This window comes from Thermomonas sp. XSG, assembly GCF_014678725.1.
Lineage (GTDB): Bacteria > Pseudomonadota > Gammaproteobacteria > Xanthomonadales > Xanthomonadaceae > Thermomonas.
Map to the genome: position 1 here is coordinate 506310 of NZ_CP061497.1, position 25925 is coordinate 532234.

Genomic DNA, 25925 nt, shown 5'->3' on the forward strand with positions numbered 1-25925 from the left:
CCGGCACTTCCGGGCCGGTCGTCCAACCGGCTGCAACCAATGCTCCCTTCGTCTAGAGGCCCAGGACGTGGCCCTCTCAAGGCTAAAACACGGGTTCGAATCCCGTAGGGAGCGCCATACAACAAGAAAACCCCGTGTCCATGACACGGGGTTTTTTGTTGTTCCCCCTTTGCAGATTCGAACCCGCAGGGCTCGACGGATTCGCCGGGAGCGAATGCGGACAGTCGAAGGCTGGCCGCAAGGCCGCGGCACCGGGATGGACCACACCTATCGCGTGGCGACACAATCGCCTCGAATTGGGCGGGACTGAAACCCGTCCTATATGAGCCGCGATGCCTTCGCGGGTGCGCCGGCATGCAGCCCCAACGGATCCGCCATCGGCCGCGATCCCGGCGCTTGCGATGCCCTGCCCTGCGCGCCCGGCTCCCGAAGCAGCGCCACCTTTGCCGCGTGCGCATCGGCGGGCGCCAACCCGGGTAGGGCGCGGAACTCCCCGCCCATCAGCGACGCCACCGGCACGCCGTCGCGCAGCAACAGGCGCGCGCCCGGCTGGCGCGGCACCTTGTCCCCGGCCAGCAGGGTGCCGGCGAGGTTCAGCGGGTCGCTGGCCGACACCGCGATCATCGCCCCGTCATGCGGGCGCTTGCGGATCGCACGCAGCGCGGCCACCGCCTCCGACAGGGCGAACTGCTGGCCGACCACGCCGGACAGGAAGCGCCCGCCGCGGATTTCGCCGCGCGCTTCCAGGCGCTGGTATTCGCGCAGCAGCTCGCGCCACGGCGGCAGCCACGCCGCCTCGCGCTCCAACAGCCGCCAGCAGACCACGCCGTAGCGGCGCAGCAGCACGCGGGCGACATGCTCGATGGCGGCGGGATCCTGCGCAGCCTCCGCCTCCGGCCGCCACACCAAGCTCCACCGCCCGGCATCCGCGATCCCGGTCAACGAAGCGCGGCGACCGTTGCGCGCGTAGCTGGACGGCTTCTTCGCCGCCGGCAGCAGCAGCGCGCGCAGGCCGGAGAAGCTGTCGCAGCTGGCGCGGCCACGCGCGACCAGTTCGGCCAGCGCGTCCTCCAGTTCGGTTTCCAGCAGGCGCGCGGCGTCCAGCAGTTCGTCGAAGAACAACGCGCCGCGCTGGCGCAGGCAGTCCTCCACCTTCTGCGCGCGCGACGACAGCGGCGCGTCCTCGCCGGGCTGCTGACCGGCCGCCAACCCGGTCCACCGGCCCAGCTCCCGGCGCGGCAGCAGCACGATGGGCGCGGCGCGCACCAGCGTCGCCCCGCCCTCGCCACCCGTGCGCAGGCGCGTCCATGCAATGCGCCCGGCGCCGCACAGGTCGTCCAGCCAGGCGATGGAATAGTCCTTGATCCTGGAAGGCAGCAACTCGCTCTCCCACGCACCGGCGGCAGCCTCGAAGCCCTCCAGCTGTGCCAGCACGCCGGCCAGTGCGTCCGGCCCCTGCACGCGCGTGGCCGGCGACAGCCGCTGCCAGTCGCAAAGGAAGCGCACGTAGTCGCGTACGTCCACCGGCTCGATCTCGCGCCGCAGCCGCGCCACCGTGTTGCGGTGGATGCGCGCCAGCAGTAGGCGCTCACACCATTCGTCGCAGGCGGCATCGGGACGGAAGCGGCCGCGCATAGCGTAGCCCTCCTGCTCCAGCGCCATCAGCGCGAAATCAACCTCATCCGCGGGTGCCGCCAGGACGGTGGCGAGTGCCTGCGCGGTGGTGACCCCGGATACGGACAGGCGGCTGCGCACCAGTTCGCGTAGGGCATCCTCGCGCGACCAGTCCGCGGCATAGCTGGCGGGGACCGCAACATCCGGTGCGACTGCCGCGCCAGGATGCAACGCGCGCAGCTGCGGCAGGCGCTCGGTGGCGGTCCACAGCCCTGCCCCGCCGGCACCCAGCAAGGTGGCGCGCGCTTCTCCCGACAGCCGCTCCAGCAACGGCAGCCAGCCCGATGCCTCGGCCTCGCCTGCCGCCACCGCACCCAGCGCCATCAGGGCGTCATGCATCTCATCGGCGCTGCCGGCCAGCGGCCAGGCATCCTCGGCCACCGCGTCAATCGCCCCCGGGTCGAGCCGGCCGAGGTCGCCAGCCTGCTGGCTGGCCCCGCCACGGCCGCGCGCGACCACCGCCTGGGTGCGGCGCTCCTCCAGCGGTGCGTCATCGAGGAAGGCATACGGCCGCGCGCTCAGCACCTCGGCGGTGAACGGCGAGGGGCCGGTCAGGTCGCGCGCGGTCACCTGCACGTCGCCCGATTCCAGCCCGCGCAGCAGCGCCAGCCAGCCGTCCACATCCATCGCCTCGAACAGACAGTCCTGCAGGGTCTGCGCCACCAGCGGATGGTCGGGCACCTCGCGCTCGCCGACGATGTTTTCCAGGCACGCCACCTGGTCGGGGAACACCGTCGCCATCAGGTCTTCGGACTTCATCCGCTGCAGCTGCGGCGGCACCTTCTTGCCGCCGGTGAAGCGCGGCAGCGCCAGCGCGGTGGTGGCATTCCAGCGGAAACGTGCCGGGAACAGCGGCGCGTCCAGCAGCGCCTGCACCAGCACGTCCTTGGCGCTGGCCGAATGCAGGTAGCCGATCACTTCGATCAGCGGGAAGCTGTGGCTGGTGGACAGCGACAGGATGATCGCGTCCTCGGTAGCCGCCGCCTGCAGCTCGAAGTTGAACTTGCGGCAGAACCGCTTGCGCAGCGCCAGCCCCCAGGCCTTGTTGATCCGGCTGCCGTAGGGCGAATGGATCACCAGCTGGGTGCCGCCGGACTCGTCGAAGAAGCGCTCCAGCGCGATGTGTTTCTGCGTCGGCAGCATGCCGAAGCCGGCCAGCTGCGCGGCCGCGTAGGCCACGATCTGCGCGGCGGCGGATTCACCCAGCGCCAGTTCGTCGCGCAACCAGCGCAGCGCCGCGGCTTCGCCCTCGCGCTCCAGTTTTTCCTGCAGCAGCTCGCGGAAGCGCGACACGCTCGCCGACAGTTCGATGCTGCGCCCCGGCGCCTCGCCCAGCCAGAACGGGATGCTGGGCGGCTGGCCCTGCGCATCCTCCACCCGCACCCGTCCGCTTTCCACGCGCAGGATCCGATAGCTGGCATTGCCCAACTGGAACACGTCGCCGGCGATGCTCTCGATGGCGAAGTCTTCGTTGACGGTGCCGATCTGGGTCGCCTGCGGTTCCAGTACCACCGCATAGTCGCCGACGTCGGGAATGGTGCCGCCGGACTGCGTCGCGGTCAGGCGCGCGCCCTTGCGCCCGCGCAGCTTGCCGTGCACGGCGTCGCGATGCAGGTAGCTGGCGCGCTGGCCGTAGCGGGTGGAAAAACCGTCCGCCAGCATCTTCAGCAGGCCATCGAACTCCTCCCGCGGCAGCGACGCATACGGCCATGCCCGCCGCACCAGCGCGAACAGGTCGTCCTCGTCCCATTCACGCGCGGCCACCTCGGCCACGATCTGCTGCGCCAGCACGTCGCGCGGCGCCGGCGGCATGATCAGCGCGTCCAGCTCACCGCGGCGCACGGCGTCCAGCAGCGCCGCGCATTCCATCAGCTCGTCGCGTGTCGAGGCGAACAGGCGCCCCTTGGGCACGCCGCCGACCTGGTGGCCGGCACGCCCAACCCGCTGCAGGAAGGCGGCGATGCTGCGCGGCGAGCCGATCTGGCAGACCAGGTCGACATCGCCGATGTCAATGCCCAGCTCCAGCGAGGCGGTCGCCACCAGCACCTTCAATTCCCCACGCTTGAGCCGCTGCTCGGCATCCAGCCGCAGCTCCTTGGCCAGCGACCCGTGGTGTGCGGCCACGTGCTCCTTACCCAGCAGCTCGCCGAGGTGGCGGGCAGCGCGCTCCGCCATCCGGCGGGTATTGACGAACACCAGCGTGGTCGCGTGCTGCTCCACCAGCTCGGCGATGCGCGCGTACACCAGCTCCCACTGCGCGTTCGACATCACCGCTTCCAGCGGTACCGGCGGCAGTTCCAGCGCAAGATCGCGCTGGCGCGCGTGGCCGATATCGACGATGGCGCAAGAAAGGGGGTCAGGTTCACTTTCCACCGAAGTTGAGCTGCCGATCACGACGGCATCTTCGGAAAGTGAACCTGACCCCCTTTCTCCTGCCCCGGTCAGGAACTTCGCCACCTCCTCGATCGGTTTCTGCGTCGCCGACAGCCCGACACGCGTGGCCCGCCGCCCGGTCAGCGCGTCCAGCCGCTCCAGCGACAGCGCCAGATGGCTGCCGCGCTTGTTCTGCACCAGCGCGTGGATTTCATCGACGATCACCGTGCGCACGCCGGCCAGCATCGCCCGCCCGGACTCCGAGCCCAGCAGCACGTACAGCGATTCCGGAGTGGTGGCGAGGATGTGCGGCGGCCGCTTGCGATGCAGGGCGCGCTCGGACTGCGGGGTATCGCCGGTGCGCACTGCCGTGCGGATGGCGATGTCGGGCAGGCCCAGCGCCGCAAGTTCGGCGCGGATGCCCTCCAGCGGTGCGTCTAGGTTGATGTGGATGTCGTTGGACAGCGCCTTCAGCGGCGAGACGTACAGCACCAGGGTGGCATCCGGCAGCCCCTGCGACAGGCCTTCCCGCACCAGCGCGTCGATCGCGGTGAGGAAGGCGGTCAGGGTCTTGCCCGAACCGGTGGGCGCGGCCACCAGAGTGTCGCGGCCCCCAGCGATGGCGGGCCAGGCCGCGATCTGCGCCTGGGTGGGCGCGGGAAACGCGCGCGCGAACCAGCCGGCGACAGCGGGATGGAAGTCGCCCAGGGCTGCGTGCAGGGGCACTTGCTCAGGCATGCCGGCATTATCCGCCGCCCCGGGAGGCGCCGGATGAATGGAATGACGGAAGGCGAAGCGGATCTGCGCGTTCACCCCGGCAGGCTGCGGTGCGCGCGTCTCACCGGCTGCGACTCAGCGGATCTCCTGCAGCCCGCCCGGCACCCCGCGCGGTGACAGCAGCAGCTGCCAGAGCTGGTTGCGGCGCGCCCGGAAGCTGGCCATCGATGCCGCCAGGTAGAACCGCCACATGCGCCGGAAGCGCGTGTCATAGCGCGCCGGCAGGCGCTCCCAGGCGGCCTCGACATTGGTCCGCCAGGCCTGCAGGGTGCGGTCGTAGTCGGGACCGAAGCCGTGCCAGTCCTCGATCACGAAACGCCCTTCCAGCGCTGCGGCGATCTGCGCGGCGGAGGGGATCATCGAGTTCGGGAAGATGTAGCGCGCGATCCACGGGTCGGTGTGGCGGGTCGAGATATTGCTGCCGATGCTGTGCAGCAGGGCCAGCCCGCCGTCCTCTGCGGCCGGATCCAGACAGCGCTTGGCCACGTCGAAGAACACGGCGTAGTTGCGCGCGCCGACGTGTTCGAACATGCCGATGGACAGCACCCGGTCGAAGGCGCCCGGCTCGATGTGGCGGTAGTCCTGCAGCCGGATCTCGACCGGCAGGCCCGCGCAGAGGCGGCGCGCATAGGCCGCCTGCTCGGCCGAGATGGTCACGCCCACGCCCCGCACGCCATGGCGCTCGGCCGCGTATTTCAGCGCCTCGCCCCAGCCGCAGCCGATGTCCAGCAGCCGCAGGCCCGGGCGCAGCCGCAGCTTGCGGCAGACCAGGTCGAGCTTGGCTTCCTGCGCAGCGTCGAGATCGGCGGCATCCCGCCAGTAGCCGCAGCTGTAGACCAGCCGCTTGCCGAGCATGGCGGCATAGAGGTCATTGCCCAGGTCGTAATGGCGCCGGCCAACCTCGCCGCTGCGGCGCTCGACCTGCAGGTTGAGCAGCCACGCGCGCATGCCGTCCACCACGCTGGCCAAGCCGTGCACGCGCTTGTCGAGACCCGCCTGCAGCAGCTGCGCCAGCATCCCGTCCAGCGACGGCACGTCCCACCAGCCCTCCATCCACGATTCGCCGAGGCCGAGCGAGCCCTGCGCCAGCACCCGGGCATGGAAGCGCTGGTCGTGGATCACCGGGTCGCACTCACCGCCGCCATCCAACTGGATGCCGGCAGTGGCCAGCAGCCGGGCCACGCGGTAGCGGAGCGGGTGGATCGCAGGCATGTTCGCCTCCGACCGCCAGCTTAGCGCAGCCCGGCGGGGTCAGCCTTGGCGGAACAGCGGCCGGTAGTCGGCAGCCACCAGCGGCAGCAGCACCCGCGCCGGCACGGCGACGGTGACGGTGCCTTCCACGTAGGGGGCGACCTGGTAGGGCGGGAACACGAAACGCAGCGCGCGGATGCTGCCGTCGGCGTTCATCACCGGCTCGAAACGGGCGAAATTCGCCGCCGCCGGCGCAGTGCCTTCATCGATCATCCGGCTGCGCAGCGACATCTGGCCGGCGCGGACATCACCCTCCAGCGCCTCCTCATCCATCGATGCCGACAGCTCGGTCATCAGCTGCTCGCGTACGTAGGCGGATACGGGTGTCCAGCCATCGACGGAGGGAATCAGCTGCTCTGCCGCCAGCATCTGCTGCAGCTGCGGCAACCATACGAAGCGCTCGACCAGCGGGGCGCCATGCGCGCCTCCGGTATAGGTGCTGCCGTCGGCCGCCACCGCCACCACCCGCGGCGTCTCCACCACCATGCTGAACTGCAGGCTCAGATCATAGGGCGCGCGCGGTTTCGCCCCCTTGAGTCCGGCCACGGCCTGCATCAGCTCGGCACGCGCCGCCTCGGCATAGGCGTGCAGCGCCTGCGCCAGGGGCGGATAGGCAGCCGCCCGCGCCGGGTAGCTGATGCCGACGATGTAACCCGGGGTGGTTTCGATCACGTCCTTCAATACCACCGGGGCCGCAGGCCCCGCGGGCACAGCGACCTCTCCCGGCAGGGGGGTGACAGCAGCCGGAGGGGCATCGTCGCGTTTGCAGCCCACCAGCAGGACCAGCAGCAGCACCGGGACGGCGGCACATTGTTTCAGACGGGGAAAATCGCTCATGGCGGAACAAGGGTCGGGGGAATGGGGCCGGTGGCCGCGCGCATAGTTTGGCATGCATGCCGCGAACGCCCCTCACCAGCGTCGCGCCCACGCATGCGGATTCGCCATGCCCCGGAAACGACAAAGCCCGGCCGGAGCCGGGCTTTGCGTGCGCCAAGGCGCAGGCGGATTACATCGCCTGCACTTCGTCGGCCTGCAGGCCCTTCTGGCCCTGCACAACCTTGAAGGAGACCTTCTGGCCTTCCTGCAGGGACTTGAAGCCGGTGCCCTGGATCGAGCGGAAGTGGACGAAAACGTCCGGGCCGCTTTCCGGGGTGATGAAGCCGAAGCCCTTGGCGTCGTTGAACCACTTGACGGTGCCGGTCTGACGATCAGACATGTTGTTACTCCATTGAACAGTTGGTCATGTAAACACGGCTGGCGATACCGGCCGCGACTGTCGAGCAAGGGGTAACGCACACGATGAGCGGATCACGACGGATCTACCACATCGGGTCACGATGTACCGTGATCCCGCTTGAAACAGTGGGCGAACCTTAACCTGTTTTTGACGGCAATGGCGCATTCCGGCAAAGATTTTTTTTGGCCGGTCGTTTTTGCCTACCAGTCGGCGTGATCGGGCAGCAAACCGCGCAGTTCCGCGTCGGTCAGGTTGCGCCACTGGCCGGGCTTGAGGTGGCCCAGCTTGACGTTGCCAATCCGCGCCCGGTGCAGCTGCTTCACCCGGTAGCCGAAGTGGGCCGCCATCAGCCGGATCTGCCGGTTCAGGCCCTGGGTCAGGACGATGCGGAAGCCGAACCGGCCCAGCCGGCCGGTCTTGCACGGCAACGTGGCCTCCCCGTGCACCGGCACCCCGCCGCGGGCCATGGCGCGCAGGAACTCGTCGGTGACCGCGTTGTTCACCGCTACCAGGTATTCCTTTTCCAGCTTGTTCTCGGCGCGCAGGATGCGGTTGACGATGTCGCCGTTGCTGGTCAGCAGGATCAACCCCTCGGAATCCTTGTCCAGCCGGCCGATCGGGAAGATCCGCTGCTCGTGGCCGACGAATTCGACGATGTTGCCCTTGACCGCCTCGTCGGTGGTGCAGGTGATGCCCACCGGCTTGTTCAGGGCGATGTAGACGTGCCGGCGCTTGCCCTTGGCGGCAACGCGGGCCGCCAGCGGATTGCCGTCGATGCGGACTTCGTCGCCCTCCCCGACCTCGGCACCGATGCGGGCGCGGATGCCGTTCACGGTGACGCGCCCCTCGGCGATCAGACGGTCGGCCTCGCGGCGGGAGCAGTGGCCGGTGTCGGCGATGTGTCGGTTAAGGCGCATGGGGCGGGCATTCTACCCGCCCCGGCCGGCTCAGGCGCGCAAGACGTCGAATTCCGGGTGGCGGCGCATCCACGCATCGGCGTAGGAGCACTGCGGATCGACCTTGAGCCCGGCATCTCGGGCATAGGCCAGCGCCGCCCGCACCAGCTCGCCGGCGATCCCGCGGCCGCCGATCTCGGGCGGCACGATGGTATGGGTGATGGTCAGGCGCCCCTCGTCCTCGATGTAGTCGAGGCGCGCGGCGTGGCCTTCGGCCTGGGTGACAAACCGCTGTTCGGGGACTTCGTGCAGGATCTCGGTCATGGCTGTTCTCCGTCGTTGCGGCCCTATCCCAGCAGGCTGCGCGTGAAGTGGCCGGCAACGCCAGGCCGCAGCAGCAGGGTGAACAGCACGCCGTAGGCCGCGCCCCACAGATGCGCACTGTGGTTGACGTTGCCACCGCCGCGCCGGTCCATCCAGATGCTGTAGCCGACGTAGAGGATCGCGAACAGGAAGGCCGGGATCGGCAGCGGGATCGGGAAGATGATCAGCTTCGACCACGGGTCGAACAGGATCGCCGCGAACAGCACCGCCGCCACCCCGCCGGACGCGCCCAGACTTCGGTAGTTCGGGTCGCGCTGATGCTTCATGTAGGTCGGCAGGATCGAGACAACGATCGCCGACAGGTAGAACAGCAGGTAGCCGACCGGCGAGATCCATTCGGAGAACACCCGCTCCACCTGCATGCCGAACGACCACAGGGTGATCATGTTGAACAGCAGATGGGTCCAGTCGGCGTGGATGAAGCCGTAGCCCAGCAGGCGGTCGTACTGGCGGTTGCGGGTGACCGCGGGCGGCCACAGGATCAGCCGGCCCAGCAGGCGCTGGTCGTTGAAGGCGCGCCAGCTGACCAGCACGGTGACGGCGATGATGGCGAGGGTGAACATGGATCAGGCGGCCCGGTAGTTGTCCTGCATCGGGTAGGTCCGCGCGTAGGCGGCGAAGGCCAGCGCCGCCACGAACGCGAACGCGGCGAAGAAGAACATCAACACCGCGTTCTCGCTGAAGCCGGTGGCCGCGATCTTCGCCGTGACCACGTCGTTGCGCACGGCCGCATTGGTCAGCAGCACCCACAGGCTGCCGAAGGTGCTGGTGAGGTACCAGAACGCCATGATCACGCCCTTCATCGCCACCGTGGCCTGGCTGTAGGCGAACTCCAGCGCGGTGGCCGAGACCAGCACCTCGCCGAAGGTCAGCAGCAGGTAGGGCCAGGTCTGCAGCGCCAGCGAGGTCTGTGCGCCGCTGTCGATCTTCAGCTGGATCAGGCCGGCAAGGATCCAGGCGATGCCGGAGAACGCGATGCCCCATCCCATCCGCCGCAGCGGGGTTGGCTCGAAGCCGATACGGCGCAGGGCGGGGTACAGCAGCATGTTGTTGAACGGGATCAGCAGCATGATCAGCAGCGGGTTCAGCGCCTGCATCTGCCCCGCTTCCTTGACCAGCCAGCTCGGCCACCACCACGCCTCGTGCGGCACGCTCATCGCCTTGCCCTGGATCACCCAGGTGCTGGCCTTCTGGTCGAACAGCGACCAGAACGGCGTGGTCAGAGCGAACACGATCAGGATCCGCAGCACCGCGCGTACGCCGTCCACCGCCGCATCCGGGTGCAGCCCACGGGCACGCTCCAGCTGCATCGACACGCCGATCCCGCCGAACGCGATCAGGGCGCCCAGCGCCAGGCAGGCGGTGATCACGAAGTGGAAATCGGCCGGCCAGAACGGCAGGGCGACGCCGAACACCGCCTGCAGCAGCCAGCACCCCAGCATGGCCGCGGCCAGCAGTGCGCCGGCCCCCGCCACCAGCAGCCCGGGCCTGCCCTGCCCCGGCGCCTGCGCCAGCAGCGCGCTGCGCGCGACGTTGAGGAAGGAATGCGGGTCTTCGCCGCGGGTGGGCGGCACCCGCACGTACTGCCTGCGGCCCAGCCAGAAGATGAAGGTGGCGATGAACATCAGCACGCCGGGGATGCCGAATGCCACCGCCGGGCCGAAGTTGCGCAGGAACAGCGGCATCAGCAGCGAGGCGAAGAAGCTGCCGAAGTTGATCGTCCAGTAGAAGCCGTCGAAGACCAGTTTCGCCAGGTGCTTGTTGGCCTGGGTGAACTGGTCGCCACAGAAGCTGACCACCAGCGGCTTGATCCCGCCGCTGCCCAGCGCGATCAGGAACAGGCCGGTGTAGAAGCCGTTGCGGCTGTCCTCGAACAGCGCCAGGCAGGCATGGCCGGCGCAGTAGATCAGCGAGAACCACAGCACGGTGTTGTATTTGCCGAAGTAGCGGTCGGACAGCCAGCCGCCCAGCAGCGGGAAGAAATACACCCCGATGACGAAGCTGTGGAACACGTCCTTGGCGACGCCCTGCCGCTCCGCCTCCGGCACGTAGGCCAGGATCACGCTGCTGACGAGGAACTGCACCAGGATGTTGCGCATCCCGTAGAAGCTGAAGCGCTCGCACGCCTCGTTGCCGATGATGTAGGGGATCTGCCGGGGCAGGCGGGCGGTCGTAGCGGCCGTCGTCTGGCTCATGCGTTGCTCGTTGCTGGGGTTTCGGGAAGCCTAACCGATGCGGGCCTCAGGCCCACTCGCTCAGCCCTTCGCGTTCGTACAGGGTCTTGAACGCGGGGCGCGCCTTCATCCGCTGCGCCAGCGCGGCCAGCTGCGGCGCATCGGTGGCCGGCGACGGCGAATTGCGCGACCAGCGCATCAACATCACCAGGTAGAAGTCCGCCACGCATGGCGCATCGCCCAGCAGATAGGGACCATGGGCCTGCAGGTGCGCGTCGATCCGCTGCCAGTGCGCGCCCAGCCGCCGCGCGCAGTGTGCATGCACTGCCTCGGCATTCGCCTCGCCCGCCACCTCGCCCGGATACCACCATTGCCGCAGCAACGGCTGCACTTCGTTGGCCAGGTTGAACATCCATTGCAGGAAGTCCAGCCGCCGCGCATCACCGGGCGACGGCACCAGCCCCGCCTGCGGGTGCGTTTCCGCCAGCCACACGGCCAGCGCCGCCGCCTCGTGCTGCGGCTTGCCGTCGATCACCAAGGTCGGCACCACGCCGTTCGGGTTCAGCGCCAGGTAGTCGGGCGACTTCTGCTCGCGACTGGCGAAATCGACCAACCGCAACTCGTGCGGAATATCCAGTTCCAGCAACAGCCAATGGACGAGGAAGCTGGCGGAGCCGGGAGCGTAGTAGAGAGTCGCGGACATGGCGGGAATCCCCTGGGCAAGACGTCGCATCTTCGCACGCCGCCCGCCACGACTTCCGGCAGGCACCCGGCGATTTGCGCTGGGCTACCATCGCCCGATCACCCGGAGGTCCATGATGCGCCGCCACCTGCTCACGCTTGCCCTGCTGTCCGTCGCCACGTCCGCCCCGTCTGCCGTGCACGCGGCCAAGCCCGACCTGACCACCGTGGCCGAGCGCAGTGGCTATAAGCAGACCGGGCGCTACGACGAGGTGATCGCACTGTGCGAGGCCTACCAGCAAGCCTGGCCGCAGGCGGTGCGCTGTTTCGATTTCGGCACCAGCCCGCAGGGCCGGCCGATGAAGGCGATGGCGGTATCCACCCGCGGCGCGCTGACACCGGAGGACGCGCGGGCGCAGAACCTGCCGGTGGTGCTGGCGCAGGGCGGGATCCACGCCGGCGAGATCGACGGCAAGGACGCCGGTTTCGGGCTGCTGCGCGACCTGCTGCGCGGCAAGGCCGGCAAGGGCGTGCTGGACAAGACCGTCCTGCTGTTCGTGCCGGTGTTCAACATCGATGGTCACGAAAACTTCAAGGCCTGGAACCGCCCCAACCAGCGCGGCCCGGAGGAAATGGGCTTCCGCACCACCGCCCAGCGCTACAACCTCAACCGCGACTACGTGAAGGCCGACGCGCCGGAGATGCGCGCGATGCTGGCGCTGGTCAATGCCTGGGATCCGCTGGTGGCGCTGGACCTGCACGTCACCGACGGCGCCAAGTTCCGCCACGACATCTCCATCACCGGCGAGCCGGTCAATTCCGGCGACGAAGCGCTGCGCGCGGCCGGACGCGGCTTCCGCGACGGCATCATCGAAAAGCTGAAACAGCGCGGCTCGCTGCCGGTGGCGTTCTACCCCAGCTTCGAGGAGGAGGACGACCCGGCCTCGGGCTTTGCCGACGGCGTCAGCACGCCGCGCTTCTCGCACGGCTATTTCCCGCTGCGCAACCGCGTCGGCATCCTGGTCGAGACGCATTCCTGGCAGCCCTACCCCAACCGCGTGCGCGCCACCTACAACACCGTGCTGGCCGCGCTGGAGCTGGCCGCCGAACACGGCCCGCAGTGGCGCCAGCTGGAACTGGAGGCCGACGCCCGCGCCGCCGCGCTGGGCGGCCAGCCGGTGCCGCTGGACTACGCCACCACCGACGCGAAGCGCTTCATCGAATTTTTGGGCTACGCCTACACCCGCACACCGTCGGAGATCTCCGGCGCCAGCATGACCCGCTACGACGAGCGCACCCCGCAGCTGTGGATGCTGCCGCTGCGCGATACCGTGGTGCCCGGCCGCACGGTGGAAGCGCCGAAGGCCGGTTACCTGGTGCCGCCGGAACACGCTGCGCAGGTCGGCGCCCAGCTGCGCATCCACGGCATCGACTATCGCGTGCTGGAAACCGCCACCGCGCAGGCGGCGGTGCAGGCCTTCGACGCCGACAGCGTGAAGTTCTCGCCAACGCCGATGGAAGGCCACCAGCGCGCAACCCTCGCCGGCACCTGGGAGCCCGCCACCGCCGACCTTGCCGCCGGCGCCCTGTTCGTCCCCATCGCCCAGCCGAAGGCCCGCCTGGTGATGGCGATCCTGGAGCCGCAGGCGCCGGACTCGATGGCCGCCTGGGGCGCGTTCAACAACGCCTTCGAGCAGAAGGAGTACATGGAAGCCTACGTCGCCGAGGAACAGGCCCGGCTGATGCTGGCGCGCGACCCGGCGCTGAAGGCCGAGTTCGAGAAGAAGCTGAAGGACGATGCCGCGTTCGCGAAGAACCCGCGCGCACGCCTGGACTTCTTCTACCGTCGCCACCCGGCCTGGGACGCCGGCTACAACCGCTATCCGGTGCTGCGCACTGCGCTGGCCTACTGACGCAGCGCGCGCCCGTCTTACGGACGACGGGCGCAACTGCCGAAATCCACCGCAGGGCGGCGTTCGGCCTCAACAGTTCTCGTACTTCCAGTTGCGGCGCTTGCCTTCGGCCATCCATTCGATGGCCTGCGCCAGGCGCTTGGCTCGGGTTTCCTCGCGCTTGGCCTCGACGATCCATTCGATGTATTCGCGCCGGCAACCCGGCGGGAAGGCATCGAACGTGGCTCTGGCTGCCTTGTTGTTCTGCAGCGCGGCGGCCAGGTCCGCGGGCGTTTCCGGCGGCGGTTTCGACCCGGCCCTGCGCGCAGGCGATTTCACCCCGGATTCGTTGAGCTGCATCGCCTTGCGCAGGTGTGCCAGCAGGGTTTTGTCGGGCGGCAGGTCCTGCAGCGAGGTCATCTTGCCGTAGCTGCCCATGCCGTCGCGCGGCTCACCTTCGCCCACCACCAGGGCGTGCTTCCAGAACCCGAACGAGGCGTGCTGCTTGAACGCCGCCATTCCGCACAGGATGCCGCCGGCATGGCTGAAGCTGGGCATGCCCCACTTGATCGACTCCTCGACCCCGGGACAGGCCGCGTGCACCACCTCGCGCACATGCCGCAGGATCGGCTGCGCGAACGGTGCGGCGCGTTCGATGTAGGCGTCGATGCGGGGATCGCGTGCCATGCGCTTGCCTGCCTGGGAAGTCCGCGCCATTCTGCACCTACCTCCCCATCGGCGACACGCGCCCATGCGGCTACGCAATCCGATCCTCTGGCTGCTGCTGGCCATCGCCTTTGCAGCCGGCTGGCAGCAGTGGCGCTCGCAGCAGCACCTCCCGGCGGCATCGCAAGACTCCTCCGCAAGCCAAGCGCCCACGCAGCCAGCCGCAACCGACGCGACGGTCATTTCCGATCCGCCCGCCGGCACCAGCCCGACGCTGCCCGCGTTCCTGCCGCGGGAAGCACGCACCACCATCACCCTGATCCACCGCGGTGGTCCCTACCCGTATCGCCAGGACGGCCAAGTGTTCGGTAATCGCGAAGGCCTGCTGCCACGGCAGCCGCGCGGCTGGTACCGCGAATACACCGTCGATACCCCCGGCCTGCGCCACCGCGGCGCGCGCCGCATCGTCACCGGCGGCAACCCGCCGCGCGAGTGGTACTACAGCGACGACCACTACCGCAGCTTCCGCAGCTTCCACGTCGGTTTGCAGCCATGACCAGCCTCGCCCAGATGCTGGAAGACCCCCGGCAGGCCGGGGTGTACTTCGTCCTCGACGAGGACATCGCCCTGCTCGACATCGCCTGCGGCGGCGCCGGCCTGCACACGCTGCGCATCGACCTGCAGGGGTGCGAGGACAAAGCGCGCCTGCTGCAGCGGCTGGCCGACGGCCTGGCCACGCCGGCCGGCCAGGGCCGCAACTGGGATGCGCTCAGCGACCAGCTGCGCGACCTGTCCTGGTGGCCGGCCTCCGGCTACGCCCTGCTGCTGCCGCACGCGGCGGCATTGCGCGATGCCGACGAAACCAGCTTCGAAACCCTGCTGGACATCCTCGACGAAGCCAGCGTGGACTGGCAGGCCCGCGACATCCCGTTCTGGGCGTTCCTGGCCCTGCCCGACCGCGACCCCGCGGATGAACCGGAGCCGCCCGCACGCTAGCATGTGCGGATGCAGACACCCGCCTTCCGCAACGCCACGCCCGCCGACATCGACGCCCTTGTCGCCCTGGTGACTTCCGCCTACCGCGGCGATTCAAGCCGCGCGGGCTGGACCACCGAAGCCGACCTGCTGGACGGCAACCGCATCGACCCGGAGGTGCTGCGCGCCGACTTGGAACGGCCGCGCAGCCGCGTGCTGCTGGCGGAGGCCGACGGCGGGCTGCAGGCCTGCGCGCACGTGGCCGACGAGGACGGCGCCGGCTACTTCGGCATGTTCGCGGTGCACCCCGGGCTGCAGGGCGGCGGCCTGGGGAAGCAACTGCTGGCCGAGTGCGAACGCATCGCCCGCGACGAATGGCAGCTGCCGGTGATGCGCATGACCGTGATCGACGTCCGCGCCGAGCTGATCGCCTTCTACGAGCGCCGCGGCTATCGCCGCACGGGCGAGTTCAAGCCGTTCCCCTACGGCGACACCCGCTTCGGCCAGCCCAAGCGCGACGACCTGCGTTTCGAGGTGCTGGAAAAACCCCTGCGTGTGGAGGCGGCGGCGTGAGCGAGACCTGGACCTACGTCTGCACCACCGCCGAGCTGCTGCCGGGGGAAATGAAAGTCGCTTTCGACGAAGTCACCGGAACCCCGATCGCGGTGTTCAACCTCGACGGCATGTTCTATGCGCTGGAAGACCAGTGCACGCATGAGGATTTCGAGCTGTCGGCGGGCCACTTCGACGCTACTTCCGGGCAGGTGGAATGCGTGCTGCATGGCGCGAAGTTCGACGTCCGCGACGGCACCGCGCTATGCGCGCCGGCCTACGAACCGGTGGCAAAGTTTCCGGTGAAGGTGGAAAACGGCGCGGTGTTCACGCGCGACGATCGCTGAACGGCACGCAGTTCGTCCTTCGCCTGTCAGGCAGGGCGCTCCGTCCCGGCACGCCCGTGTCCAAAGCCAATCGGTGCCAGCTGCGGGCGGCAGAGGTACTTTTTTCAAATTTTATTGCCAATACGAATCGTTCGCATTAGCATGCGCAGGCCGCAGCGCCCAGCTGCCCTAACTTGCCCCGAGGATTCGATGTTCCAGCCGCAGCGCCCGCACCTCCGCCGCCCATCCCCTGCTCCCCTGACCCTGGCCATCGGCTTGGCGCTGTGTGCGCCCGCTTTCGCGTCGGGGGTTGAGGACGACGCCAGCAAGCGGGACCCCGCCAAAGACGTGGACGCGGTCATCGTGGTCGGCCAGCGCTACCTGCCGGACTACCAGGTGCGCAACACCCGTGGTGCCACCAAGACCAACACCCCCCTGCTGGACGTGCCGCAGGCAGTCACCGTGGTAACCGACAAGCTGGTGGCCGACCAGGCCGTCACCAGCCTCAACGAGACCTTCCGCTACATGCCTGGCGTCGGCACCGCGCAGGGCGAAGGCAACCGCGACACTCCGGTCATGCGCGGCATCAGTTCCACCGGCGACTTCTATGTCGATGGCATCCGCGACGACGTGCAGTACTTCCGCGACGTCTACAACCTGGAGCGCGTCGAGGCCCTGAAGGGCCCCAGCGCGATGATTTTCGGCCGCGGGGGCACCGGCGGCGTCATCAACCGCGTCACCCGCATGGCCGACGGCATGAACCATCGCAGCGGCACCGTGCAGCTCGGCTCCAACCAGCGGCGACGCGGCACCTTGGACTTCGGGCAAGGCTTCGGCGAAACCGCAGGCTTTCGGGTCAATGCCGTGGTCGAGGATTCGCAGACTTTCCGCGACGATGGCTATCTGAAGCGGTACGGGGTGAATCCGTCGTTCAACTTCGATCCGGGCGATGCCACCCGCGTGGTGCTGGCCTACGAGCGTTTCCACGACGACCGCACCACCGACCGCGGCGTGCCCTCGTTCGACGGCCGTCCGCTGGATACCGATCCGGCGACCTTCTTCGGCAATCCGAAGCTGAGCAGGACCGAAGCCGACGTGGACGCCTTCGACGTCATCATCGACCACGCCTTCAGCGAAGGCCTGAACCTGCGCAACCACCTGCGCTGGGCCGACTACGACAAGTACTACCAGAACGTGTTCCCGAGCGCCGTGGATGCGACCGGCGCCAGCGTGACGCTGGCCGCCTACCGCGCAGACACCACCCGCCGCAACCTGTTCAACCAGACCGACCTGGTCTGGGAAACCCGCAGCGGCGCGCTGCGCCATACCGTGCTGGCCGGGATCGAGCTGGGCCGGCAGGTGACCGACAACTTCCGCCAGACCGGTTACTTCGCGCCCGGCACCAACGTCGTGCCGATCGCCAGCCCCAACGTGGACGTGGCAATCGACTTCCACCAGAGCGCCACCGATGCCGACAACCATGGCGTCGCGCGCACCTCGGCGGTGTACCTGCAGGACCAGATCGAGTTCTCACCCCAGTGGCAGGCGATCGTGGGCGTGCGCTTCGACAACTTCCGCGTGGATCTGCGCAACAACCGCAACGGGCAGTCGTTCCGCAGCGACGACAACCTGCTCTCGCCGCGCGCCGGGCTGGTGTACAAGCCGCTTGAGAACGTGTCCCTGTACGCCAGCCTCAGCAAGGCATTCCAGCCGCGCGCCGGGGACCAGTTGGCGTCGCTCAGCGCCAGCAATGCTTCGCTCGAGCCGGAAAGCTTCCGCAACCGCGAAATCGGCGCCAAGTGGGACATCCACAAGGACCTGCAGGCGAGCATCGCCGTCTACCGCCTCGACCGCAGCAACGTGGCAGTGACCGACCCCGCCGATTCGACCAGGATGCTGCTGGTCGACGGCCAGTACACCGAGGGCGTGGAGCTGGGCCTGGCCGGGCGCATCACCGATCGCTGGCAGGTCATGGGTGGCTACGCCTGGCAGTCCGGCGAGATCACCACCACGCAGTCGGCCACCGCGGTGGAAGGCAACCGGTTGGCGCAGCTGCCACGCCATTCGGCCTCGCTGTGGAACCGCTACGACTTCAGCGACAGGTTCGGTGCGGGCCTGGGAATCGTGTACCGCGGCGAGATCTACGCCAACGTGGACAACAAGGTGGCGCTGCCGGCCTTCACCCGCGTCGATGCAGCGGTCTACTGGACGCTCTCGCCGTCCCTGCAGCTCCAGCTCAACGTGGAGAACCTGGGCAACACCCGCTATTTCGCCAGCGCCCACAGCAACAACAACATCAGCCCGGGTGCGCCGCGCAGCGCATGGGTCAGCCTGAACTTCCGCTACTGAGTCGACCCATGAGCCAGGACATTTCGGCACGTCGCCGCAATACCCGCTACCGCTGGATCCGCCAGCTGCACCTGTGGATCGGCGCCTGGGGCGCGCTGGCGGCGATCCTGTACGGCATCACCGGCCTGGTGATGAACCACCGCTTCGGCGACGGCGCCTGGCCGCAGGGCGAAAGCAGTGAGGCTGCACGGGCCGAGCTGGCGATTCCAGCGGCAGCACGAGCATCGCCCGAACAGCTGTCGCTGTGGCTGCGCAGCCACCAGCAGCTCGACGCCCAGGTCATTCGCAAGGGCGGACCGGGCGGCGGTGAAGGCAAGCCGGCGCCCAAGTGGACGCTGAGCGGCGGCAGCGCGGGCAGCTCGTGGGCGCTCGAATATGTCCCCGGCAACGAAAGCGCGACTCTCAAGCACAGCCGGCATTCGCCGCTGGCGGCGTTCAACCGCCTGCACAAGGCGGTTGGCGGCGGCCCGTTCTGGGTGCTGTTGGCCGACAGCTTCGCCGTCGGCATGTTGCTGCTTGGCGTTTCCGGAATCTGGATGTGGGCCCGCGGGCGCGGCTGGCGCGAGATGGCGTTCAGCGTGATGGGACTGTCCACCGTGGTGTTCGTCGCCGTCCTGGGACTGGCATTGGGCTAGCGTTCGACGGACGCGTACGGCTTCGCCGCATCAAAAAGAGGTGCGGCACATCCCTGTGCCGCAGCGACGTCAATTCCTTTGACGCCGCCTTTGACCTTGAAAGTCCCCAGGGGATGAGGGTTGATCAAAGCCGCCTGGCTTTGATCAGACCTCGCCCTGCTCTACAACCCGCGCCAGCAGGAGTTCGCCGGCCCCGTCCAGCGCAAACCGTGTGCGTACACGATGGCCGCGAAGGATCGCGGTGTCGCCCGGCGCCATGACGCCGGGCCCGGCTAGACCGGGAAAATGCGCCTGCCCGGCCAGCAGATGCGCCACCCAGGTTTCCCCCGGGTCGGCAAACAGCACCATCGCTCCGGCCAGCGGCCGCCGCCAGAGCTGGACGTCGGCATGACCGCGCTTCCACATCAGGTTGAAGTCACGGCTGGGGCCGTCGACCAGTTGTCCCACCAGCGGGCGCTCGCCGGCGAACCGCTGCATCCCGCAAGGCGGCAACAGATCGCGCACGTCGCCATCGTCGAAACGCAGGCGCATGCCCTCGCCTTCCAGCAGCACCAGCGCGCGCTCCACGCCCGGAAATGTCGAAAAGGGGGCGTCGGTTTCCACTTCCGCGAGAGACACCCGCCAATTCCAGTCGTCGGCATCCGGGCACCGGAAGACTTCCGAGGTCCACCCCGCACCGTTCTTCCAGCGCATGCGCCGGTAGTCCTGCGCGCGCAGGACCGTGGTTGCCGGCGCCGTCGCCATTCCCGTCATCGCCGCAGTATCGCCGGCCAGCGAAGGGCCGGCGACGACGCGCTCTGCATTCATCGGCGCACGACCCGCTGCGGCGCCACCTTCCGGATCGGGGCATTCGCAGTCTTCGGAGCAACCCGCGGCGCGCCCACCACGATCCGGTCGCGATTCCTCTCCACGGTCTTCAACCCGATGCCCTTGACCAGCGCCAGCTGCTCGGCGCTGCGGAACGCGCCATTGGACTTGCGGTAGTCGACGATCGCCTGGGCCTTGGCAGGACCGACGTTCACCAACACGCGGTCGATGGTGCCGGCATCGGCGGTATTGATGTTGACCGTCTCGCCGGCGGCGGCGGTGCCCGCCAGGGCGAAGCACAGGACCAGCGGGGCGAGCAGATTGGTCAGTGACTTGATGTTCATGGGATGGCTCCTTGGGTTGGGATCTGTAGCCGGATCGCACGTCTTGCGCCGGTGTGTGCAGATTGCCAACCGCGACAGGGACAGCCTATCGGCCGCCGTCCCGGCGCGCGTCGGGATTACCACCCGGTTCTGGGTAGGAAAAGTCTGATCCGATGCGCCTGCAACGTCGACACGCGGGGGATGCTTCTCCGCGCGGCGCTACAATGGCCCCTTCAGATCAATGCCCGGAGACAGGCACGCCATGCACACCGCCCCCTTCGACGCCAACCGGATCCGCGACTTCGTCGGCGCCAAGTGGGATGCCGAAATCGTCCCGCAGCTGGTCGACTACATCCGCATCCCCAACAAGTCGCCGATGTTCGACGCCGACTGGGTGCAGAACGGCCACATGGATCGCGCGGTGGCGCTGATGGAAACCTGGGCCAAGGCGCAGGGCATCCCGGGCATGCAGCTGGAAGTGGTGCGGCTGGAAGGCCGCACGCCGCTGATCTTCATCGACATCCCCGCCGCCAACGGCGGCCGCAACGACGACTGCGTGCTGCTCTACGGCCACCTCGACAAGCAGCCGGAAATGACCGGCTGGGACGAGGGCAAGGGCCCGTGGGAGCCGGTGCTGGAAGGCGACCGCCTGTACGGCCGCGGCGGCGCCGACGACGGTTACGCGATCTTCGGCTCGCTGACCGCGGTGATGGCGCTGCAGGCGCAGGGCGCGGCGCACGCGCGCTGCGTGGTGCTGATCGAGGCCTGCGAGGAGTCCGGCAGCTACGACCTGCCCTTCTACGTGGACCACCTGGCCGAGCGCATCGGCAAGCCCTCGCTGGTGGTGTGCCTGGACTCCGGCTGCGGCAATTACGAACAGCTGTGGTGCACCACCTCGCTGCGCGGCTTGGCCGGCGGCAACCTCACGGTCAAGGTGCTCAGCGAAGGCGTGCACTCGGGCGATGCGTCCGGCATCGTGCCTTCGAGCTTCCGCATCATCCGCGACCTGCTCTCGCGCATCGAGGACGAGGACACCGGCCGCGTGCTGATCGAGGGCATGCACGTGGACATCCCGGCCGAGCGCCGTGCACAGGCCGCCAAGGTGGCCGAAGTGCTGGGTGACGAGGTGTTCGACAAGTTCCCGTTCCTGCCCGGCATGTCGCCGATGGCCAGCGACCGCACCGAACTGGTACTCAACCGCACCTGGCGGCCGGCGCTGTCGATCACCGGCGTGGACGGCATCCCGCCGCTGGCCTCGGCCGGCAACGTGCTGCGCCCGCATACCGCACTGAAGCTCAGCCTGCGCCTGCCCCCGACCCTGGACGGCAAACGCGGCGGCGAGCTGCTGCAGGAAGCCCTGCTGAAGGACCCGCCCTACGGCGCGGAGGTCAGCCTGAAGCTGGAGAAGGCGAGCACGGGCTGGAACGCGCCGGCGCTGGCCCCGTGGCTGGAAGCGGCCATCGACCAGTCCAGCCAGGAATTCTTCGGCAAGCCCGCCATGTACATGGGCGAAGGCGGCACCATCCCCTTCATGGGCATGCTGGGCGAGAAGTTCCCCGGCGCGCAGTTCATGATCACCGGCGTGCTGGGTCCGCATTCCAACGCCCACGGCCCCAACGAGTTCCTGCACATCCCGATGGGCAAGGCGGTCACCGCCTGCGTGGCCCGCGTGATGGCGGAGCACAATGCGGCCAGCCTGCGTGGCGAGACCACCGGGGTGGCGGCGGCAGCGGTCAATTCGTTTGCGGATACGCTGGGCGGTTGCTGCTGATTCCGCTTCGCTAGGCATGCTGGAACCAACAACAAACCCGCCTTTCGGCGGGTTTGTTGTTTGTCGCGGTTGCCGGGATTTACCAACAGCCCGAGGTAGTCGGGGACTTGGTGCCGGCCTGATTCACTGACAGGGTGCCGCAGGAATCTCCGCTCTGCGCACCTTGGGGGGAGGCAGCTATCGTATAGGTCTTCGCCGCCAGGTTGTTCACCGCAAAAGCGTAGTATTCACGCGCCTTTGGCTCGCAGATGGACGTAAGCGTTGCCGCTGATGGCGTTCCGGCTGCGTTGTAGGCCATGGAGGTGGTGTAGAAACGCTCCATCTGCTGAGCAGCCGCCAATGCACAGGCCGCTCCTGCAGCACGCCGCGTTTTGCGCATGTGCTCGTTGTAGGAGGGCAAGGCGATACTGGCAAGGATGCCAATGATGGCCACCACGACCATGAGCTCGATCAGGGTGAAACCGCCGGCCTTCGGGCTGCGCATGAAGAACTCCTTTGTCTTGGTCGTCATGGCGCTCAATCCCTCCTGATCTCGCGCCAGGAAACCGGCGACCACTCCTTGCCGACGATCCCGCCGGAACCGGGCTTTTCACCCGCATTGGTGCCACCCACGACCAACTTGCCATCCAGAATGATCGGCAAGGTGGGCATGCCCACACCGAAGTTCACTGAACCCACGGGCACACCACCGATGCTCTGATCCGTGGTGTCTCCGTCCTTGTCGAGATCGAAGAAGGACTTGCCCGCGCTGGTCCCCGTGAACGCATCGAGGGCGTTGATATAGCCTGACCCGGAAGCTTCACACGCATCACCCTCTGGAATCATGCTGGCCGTGACCAGGATGTTGGAGACCAGCTGCGCATCCTGCACGATCCGCTCGCCCTTGCCCGGCAGATCCATGTACCAGCCATTGTAGGTGGCAGCCAGATCCGTCTTGGCTTCGAAGGTGCGCACGGGATAACCATCCTGGGTGGCCCCAGTGTTGATGATCGAGCGCTTCTTCAGCTGTCCATGCGTCACAGTGGAACCCGTATCGATGATGCCGTACATGCCTTGGGTACCCGGAACCTTGTCGTCAGCCTCGGTCGTAGTCATGTAACTGCCAGTCCCGAAGAACACCCACCGCTTGTAGGTCCGGGGATCTGTCGCCACCGTCACGCCTCCGGTGATCGGCTGCACGGCACCAGTGCCGTTGGCGGTACGCGCGGTGAACATCTTGGTTACCGTCCAGCTGGCCGGCGAGGCGCTGCTCATGTCGAACTTCCAGACATTGCCCAAACGGTCACCCGCATACGCATAAGCCAGCGTCCTGCCGTCGCGCCCCAGGATGCCAGTGGGCGCCGAAAGACCATTCGGGTTCGCGGCATCTCCTGCTCCAGTGTCGATCTCCCTGATGATGGCGCCGGTTGCTGGATTGATCACGAACAAAACGGCCCGGTTGTTGGTGCTGTTCACCCCGTTCCCCACGATCGCCGCCACCGAGCCTCCGCCCACGCGGGCCAGGATCGGCCGCCCGGTCACCAAGCCCATGTTGGCATTACCGCCGCCAATCTCCCACTTCACGTCCCCCGTGCCGAAGGCAGCGGGATTGGTGACGTCGAGACCAAACAAACCCTTGCCACCGCGACCCATTGCACCAACCAGATAGTTCTTGTTGGGCGTCAGCTTGCGGTTGGTCACAACCACCGGCCCGTCAACAAACCACTTGTGGGTGTAGTCGCCCCGGCTCAGCTGGCTCAGGTCGCCCAGGTTCACCAATCCAGGAATATAAGCGAACTGCTCGACGCCAGTGTCGGCATCGAAAGCGTGCAACATGCCGTCGTTGGCGCCCACGTACAGGGTTTTGGTGTCGTCGACATACGCAGGCGACGAATTGACGATGTCGCCCAGCACCGTGCTTGCACGATTCCGCAGCAGCCCGCCATTGCGTTCTTCCAGTGCCCCGTCGCCCTTGATATAGGCGGCATTTTCGGAGCCGGTGACCGGATAATCGACAGGCCCACCCGGCCTGGCCAGCGCGGAGAGTTGCGTGGAAGTCGGGAAGGTGTCGCCAGACCCCGCATTGAAGGTGAACACCTTGCGGCTTGCCGCGGCCGGAACTGTTGCCGACCACGCCTGTACAGAGGGCTCGCTGTTTGCATCGAGCGTCCACGCCTTCACGGCGCCAGTCCAGAGACCGGACACATAGCTGGCGTTGAATACCTTGCCGCCCGTCTTGATGGAGGCCGCATTGGTGGCGACGTTCGAGAAGGAGCTGGTTCGTTGGGCGATCGCAGCCAACGCCTTGGCCAGACCGCTTGTGAATTCCTTGGGGTTGCTGGCGGAAACGAAAGATCCCCGACCGTTGACCGCTGCATGCAACAGGTCGTCAATATTGGCAGCACGGTCGTCACCCGGCTGCGGCCACGCGGGGTTGGCCGGTACGTCGCCAACACTGGACCAGCCCATCGACGTTTTCAGACCGATGGAAATCCCAAAGGTCACCATATGCTGCCAGAACGCGGGATCAGCCTGTGTGGTGGGAACGTTATTGGCGAGGTCGCGAAGATCGGTCTTCCAGTAGTACATGGCCACGTCGGCCAATGTATTGGAGTCCGCACCGGCATACGGCGCCCCCGGACTATATTGATAACTTTCGCCCTTGGGGCCGGTAATCAAGCTTCCCGCGGTGTTGTCGGCGTTCCCAACCGACGAACCTGCACCGTTCCAGTAGCCGTCAGTGGTCAGAATCGAGAAGTTCTGGCGGCATGAGTACTGGTTGGACCCTGCCTCGGGCCCATAGGGACCGGAGGTGGTCGTATCCTGAAAATACTTGCCCGCATTTTCAAGAATGTTACGCAACGGCGTTCCGTTGTTAGCGCTTGCCGCGAACAACCGGCGATACCAGGTGGTACGGCTCGTAGTGGCAGGCGTCACATTGTCGACAAATCGCCCGTCGTTCCCGTCCCCGACGGGAATGTCGAAATTGGTACTTCCGTTCTGGTGCAGGCTGCGGTAGCCAACGCGCACCTTGTTACCCAACGGGCGGAAGGCTTCGGCGGCGCCGGCCTTTGCTGCCTTGATGCGGGTGCGATGGAAGGAATACCACGTAGCAAAATTGGTTTTTTCGTCCGCCACCGAGCGACCGGTAGGCGCATTCGGCGTAGGAGGGGTGGCAGGCGTGCAGTTGATCCAGCCCCAAGTGCCAGCGCTTCCGCCGTCACAGCTGTTGGTTCGACTCCAAGTGCCCCACAGACTATAATCCGCATCGCTGTTGGTATTGTTCCAGCGCTTTGCAACTATGCTGTAATTACCGGACAGGGCTGAATTAACCGAACAGGTATCGGTATCTCCCGCATTCACCTGCCCTGAACAAACCAAGGAACTGTCAGGCGCATAGACCCAGTACAAAACGCTTCTGGAACTGTTGGGAGATTTAATATTGAGAACAAGTTTATCGCCAGCAGAATGTCCCGATACCGGGTGGGTGTTGCTTCCCGATCCCCGAACAGTCCCGCTGGAGGGCGAGATGGCGGAATTGCCCGAGGTAGCGACGATTTTGCCGTACTCCCCTCGCAAGACATCAACGCCGCCTGAAATAATCTGATACCGATGATAGTTTTCGACATTGGAAAGATAGGACAAACTCGTTTCGGCGGTATCCTTTGGAACGTAGAACGTCTGCGTGTTATTGGAAAGATTCCTGCTGCCGCCGGAACTGCCGTTACCATCGTTGCTGGCGTAGTTGTCGCTGCTATACGCAGAGGTATAGCTAGTGCCACCACTCAGGCGATTACCATTCGCCCCCATCCAGGGCTGATAGGTAACTGAGGGGTTGTAATAGAGCGAGTTGGTAATGTAGTTCTGCTCGTACATCGCAGAGTTTCCAGTACTCTCACTATCCTTGCTGGTGCCCGTTGTGATGCCATTGGCGTCCGGACCATCACTGAAATTCCCGGAACCGGTAATTTGAGCGATGTCCTGATTATTCATGTTACGCCACGCCATCGAACCTGAATCATCCAGGATAAACAGGATGTTCGGCGCCACCTTGTTGCCGGTGGTCAACGGTTCGTCCGGAATGGTGATGCCCGCACTGACCGGCAATGCCAGCAAGGTAGCGAGGCAGGCTGCGGGTGCCACCCACCAAGGTTGCGTCGCTGCGAAATACTTACGGGCTTGAACGACTCGGGTCTTCATGGC

The 25925-nt window shown here is 67.1% G+C and carries 22 protein-coding genes and 1 tRNA gene; 9 read left to right on the forward strand and 14 right to left on the reverse strand.

Annotated elements, in window-relative coordinates:
- Window positions 1-41 precede the first annotated feature (41 nt).
- Window positions 42-117 (forward strand) — tRNA-Glu (locus ICG51_RS02295).
- Between the two features lie 201 nt (window positions 118-318).
- Here the strand turns inward: ICG51_RS02295 and ICG51_RS02300 are convergent.
- From ICG51_RS02300 to ICG51_RS02340, 9 genes are all read right to left on the reverse strand, one after another.
- Complete coding sequence (locus tag ICG51_RS02300; protein WP_190281457.1) at window positions 319-4785, reverse strand: DEAD/DEAH box helicase; 4467 nt, start codon at window positions 4783-4785, stop codon at window positions 319-321.
- A gap of 114 nt (window positions 4786-4899) precedes the next feature.
- Window positions 4900-6036, reverse strand: coding sequence for a cyclopropane fatty acyl phospholipid synthase (cfa, locus tag ICG51_RS02305; RefSeq protein ID WP_190281459.1), 1137 nt, complete (start codon window positions 6034-6036; stop codon window positions 4900-4902).
- Between the two features lie 39 nt (window positions 6037-6075).
- Entirely contained in the window at window positions 6076-6912 is an 837-nt protein-coding gene (locus tag ICG51_RS02310; protein WP_190281461.1) for a DUF3298 and DUF4163 domain-containing protein, read from the reverse strand.
- Window positions 6913-7081: 169 nt separating this feature from the next.
- Entirely contained in the window at window positions 7082-7291 is a 210-nt protein-coding gene (locus ICG51_RS02315; RefSeq protein ID WP_139717747.1) for a cold-shock protein, read from the reverse strand.
- A gap of 221 nt (window positions 7292-7512) precedes the next feature.
- Complete coding sequence (locus tag ICG51_RS02320) at window positions 7513-8229, reverse strand: pseudouridine synthase (RefSeq protein WP_190281463.1); 717 nt, start codon at window positions 8227-8229, stop codon at window positions 7513-7515.
- 30 nt (window positions 8230-8259) lie between these two features.
- Window positions 8260-8532 (reverse strand): GNAT family N-acetyltransferase, encoded by a 273-nt coding sequence (locus ICG51_RS02325; RefSeq protein WP_190281465.1) that lies wholly within the window; start codon window positions 8530-8532, stop codon window positions 8260-8262.
- A gap of 23 nt (window positions 8533-8555) precedes the next feature.
- Window positions 8556-9155 (reverse strand): rhomboid family intramembrane serine protease, encoded by a 600-nt coding sequence (locus tag ICG51_RS02330; protein WP_190281467.1) that lies wholly within the window; start codon window positions 9153-9155, stop codon window positions 8556-8558.
- Window positions 9156-9158: 3 nt separating this feature from the next.
- Window positions 9159-10787 carry an MFS transporter gene (locus tag ICG51_RS02335; RefSeq protein ID WP_190281468.1) on the reverse strand — a complete coding sequence of 543 codons (1629 nt, stop codon included), beginning with the start codon at window positions 10785-10787 and terminating at the stop codon, window positions 9159-9161.
- Window positions 10788-10833: 46 nt separating this feature from the next.
- A complete protein-coding gene (locus tag ICG51_RS02340) occupies window positions 10834-11469 on the reverse strand; it encodes a glutathione S-transferase family protein (RefSeq protein WP_190281469.1) in 636 nt (211 codons plus the stop codon).
- 112 nt (window positions 11470-11581) lie between these two features.
- Between ICG51_RS02340 and ICG51_RS02345 the strand changes: the two genes are divergently transcribed.
- A complete protein-coding gene (locus tag ICG51_RS02345) occupies window positions 11582-13360 on the forward strand; it encodes a M14 family metallopeptidase (RefSeq protein WP_190281470.1) in 1779 nt (592 codons plus the stop codon).
- A 69-nt stretch (window positions 13361-13429) separates the two neighbouring features.
- Here ICG51_RS02345 and ICG51_RS02350 read toward each other — a convergent pair whose 3' ends face one another.
- On the reverse strand, window positions 13430-14026 hold the full coding sequence (locus ICG51_RS02350; protein WP_190281471.1) for a YdeI/OmpD-associated family protein: 597 nt from the start codon (window positions 14024-14026) through the stop codon (window positions 13430-13432).
- A gap of 64 nt (window positions 14027-14090) precedes the next feature.
- Here ICG51_RS02350 and ICG51_RS02355 point away from each other — a divergent pair, with 64 nt between their 5' ends.
- The 6 genes from ICG51_RS02355 to ICG51_RS02380 all read left to right on the forward strand — a co-directional run bounded on the left by ICG51_RS02355 (window position 14091) and on the right by ICG51_RS02380 (window position 18842).
- Window positions 14091-14561: a ribonuclease domain-containing protein gene (locus ICG51_RS02355; RefSeq protein ID WP_190281472.1), complete on the forward strand. Its 471-nt coding sequence runs from the start codon at window positions 14091-14093 to the stop codon at window positions 14559-14561.
- A complete protein-coding gene (locus ICG51_RS02360) occupies window positions 14558-15001 on the forward strand; it encodes a barstar family protein (protein WP_190281473.1) in 444 nt (147 codons plus the stop codon). Before ICG51_RS02355 ends, ICG51_RS02360 begins: the two co-directional genes overlap by 4 nt.
- A gap of 9 nt (window positions 15002-15010) precedes the next feature.
- Window positions 15011-15553, forward strand: coding sequence for a GNAT family N-acetyltransferase (locus ICG51_RS02365; protein WP_190281474.1), 543 nt, complete (start codon window positions 15011-15013; stop codon window positions 15551-15553).
- A complete protein-coding gene (locus tag ICG51_RS02370; protein WP_190281475.1) occupies window positions 15550-15879 on the forward strand; it encodes a non-heme iron oxygenase ferredoxin subunit in 330 nt (109 codons plus the stop codon). The genes ICG51_RS02365 and ICG51_RS02370 overlap by 4 nt, the downstream gene beginning before the upstream one ends.
- Before the next feature lie 327 nt (window positions 15880-16206).
- Window positions 16207-18207 carry a TonB-dependent siderophore receptor gene (locus ICG51_RS02375; RefSeq protein WP_223809497.1) on the forward strand — a complete coding sequence of 667 codons (2001 nt, stop codon included), beginning with the start codon at window positions 16207-16209 and terminating at the stop codon, window positions 18205-18207.
- A gap of 8 nt (window positions 18208-18215) precedes the next feature.
- Window positions 18216-18842, forward strand: coding sequence for a PepSY-associated TM helix domain-containing protein (locus tag ICG51_RS02380; RefSeq protein WP_190281476.1), 627 nt, complete (start codon window positions 18216-18218; stop codon window positions 18840-18842).
- Between the two features lie 144 nt (window positions 18843-18986).
- Here ICG51_RS02380 and ICG51_RS02385 read toward each other — a convergent pair whose 3' ends face one another.
- Both ICG51_RS02385 and ICG51_RS02390 read right to left on the reverse strand, forming a co-directional pair.
- Window positions 18987-19595 (reverse strand): HutD family protein, encoded by a 609-nt coding sequence (locus ICG51_RS02385; protein WP_223809670.1) that lies wholly within the window; start codon window positions 19593-19595, stop codon window positions 18987-18989.
- A 50-nt stretch (window positions 19596-19645) separates the two neighbouring features.
- Window positions 19646-19993 (reverse strand): ComEA family DNA-binding protein, encoded by a 348-nt coding sequence (locus tag ICG51_RS02390; protein WP_190281478.1) that lies wholly within the window; start codon window positions 19991-19993, stop codon window positions 19646-19648.
- Between the two features lie 241 nt (window positions 19994-20234).
- Here ICG51_RS02390 and ICG51_RS02395 point away from each other — a divergent pair, with 241 nt between their 5' ends.
- Window positions 20235-21743 (forward strand): M20 family metallopeptidase, encoded by a 1509-nt coding sequence (locus ICG51_RS02395; RefSeq protein ID WP_190281479.1) that lies wholly within the window; start codon window positions 20235-20237, stop codon window positions 21741-21743.
- A 79-nt stretch (window positions 21744-21822) separates the two neighbouring features.
- On the opposite strand, the gene ICG51_RS02400 is transcribed toward ICG51_RS02395, so the two are convergent.
- A complete protein-coding gene (locus ICG51_RS02400) occupies window positions 21823-22254 on the reverse strand; it encodes a type IV pilin protein (RefSeq protein ID WP_304940998.1) in 432 nt (143 codons plus the stop codon).
- A gap of 5 nt (window positions 22255-22259) precedes the next feature.
- The gene (locus ICG51_RS02405) at window positions 22260-25922 is read right to left on the reverse strand and encodes a PilC/PilY family type IV pilus protein (protein WP_190281480.1); all 3663 of its coding nucleotides are present in this window, start codon (window positions 25920-25922) and stop codon (window positions 22260-22262) included.
- Window positions 25923-25925: the final 3 nt, after the last annotated feature.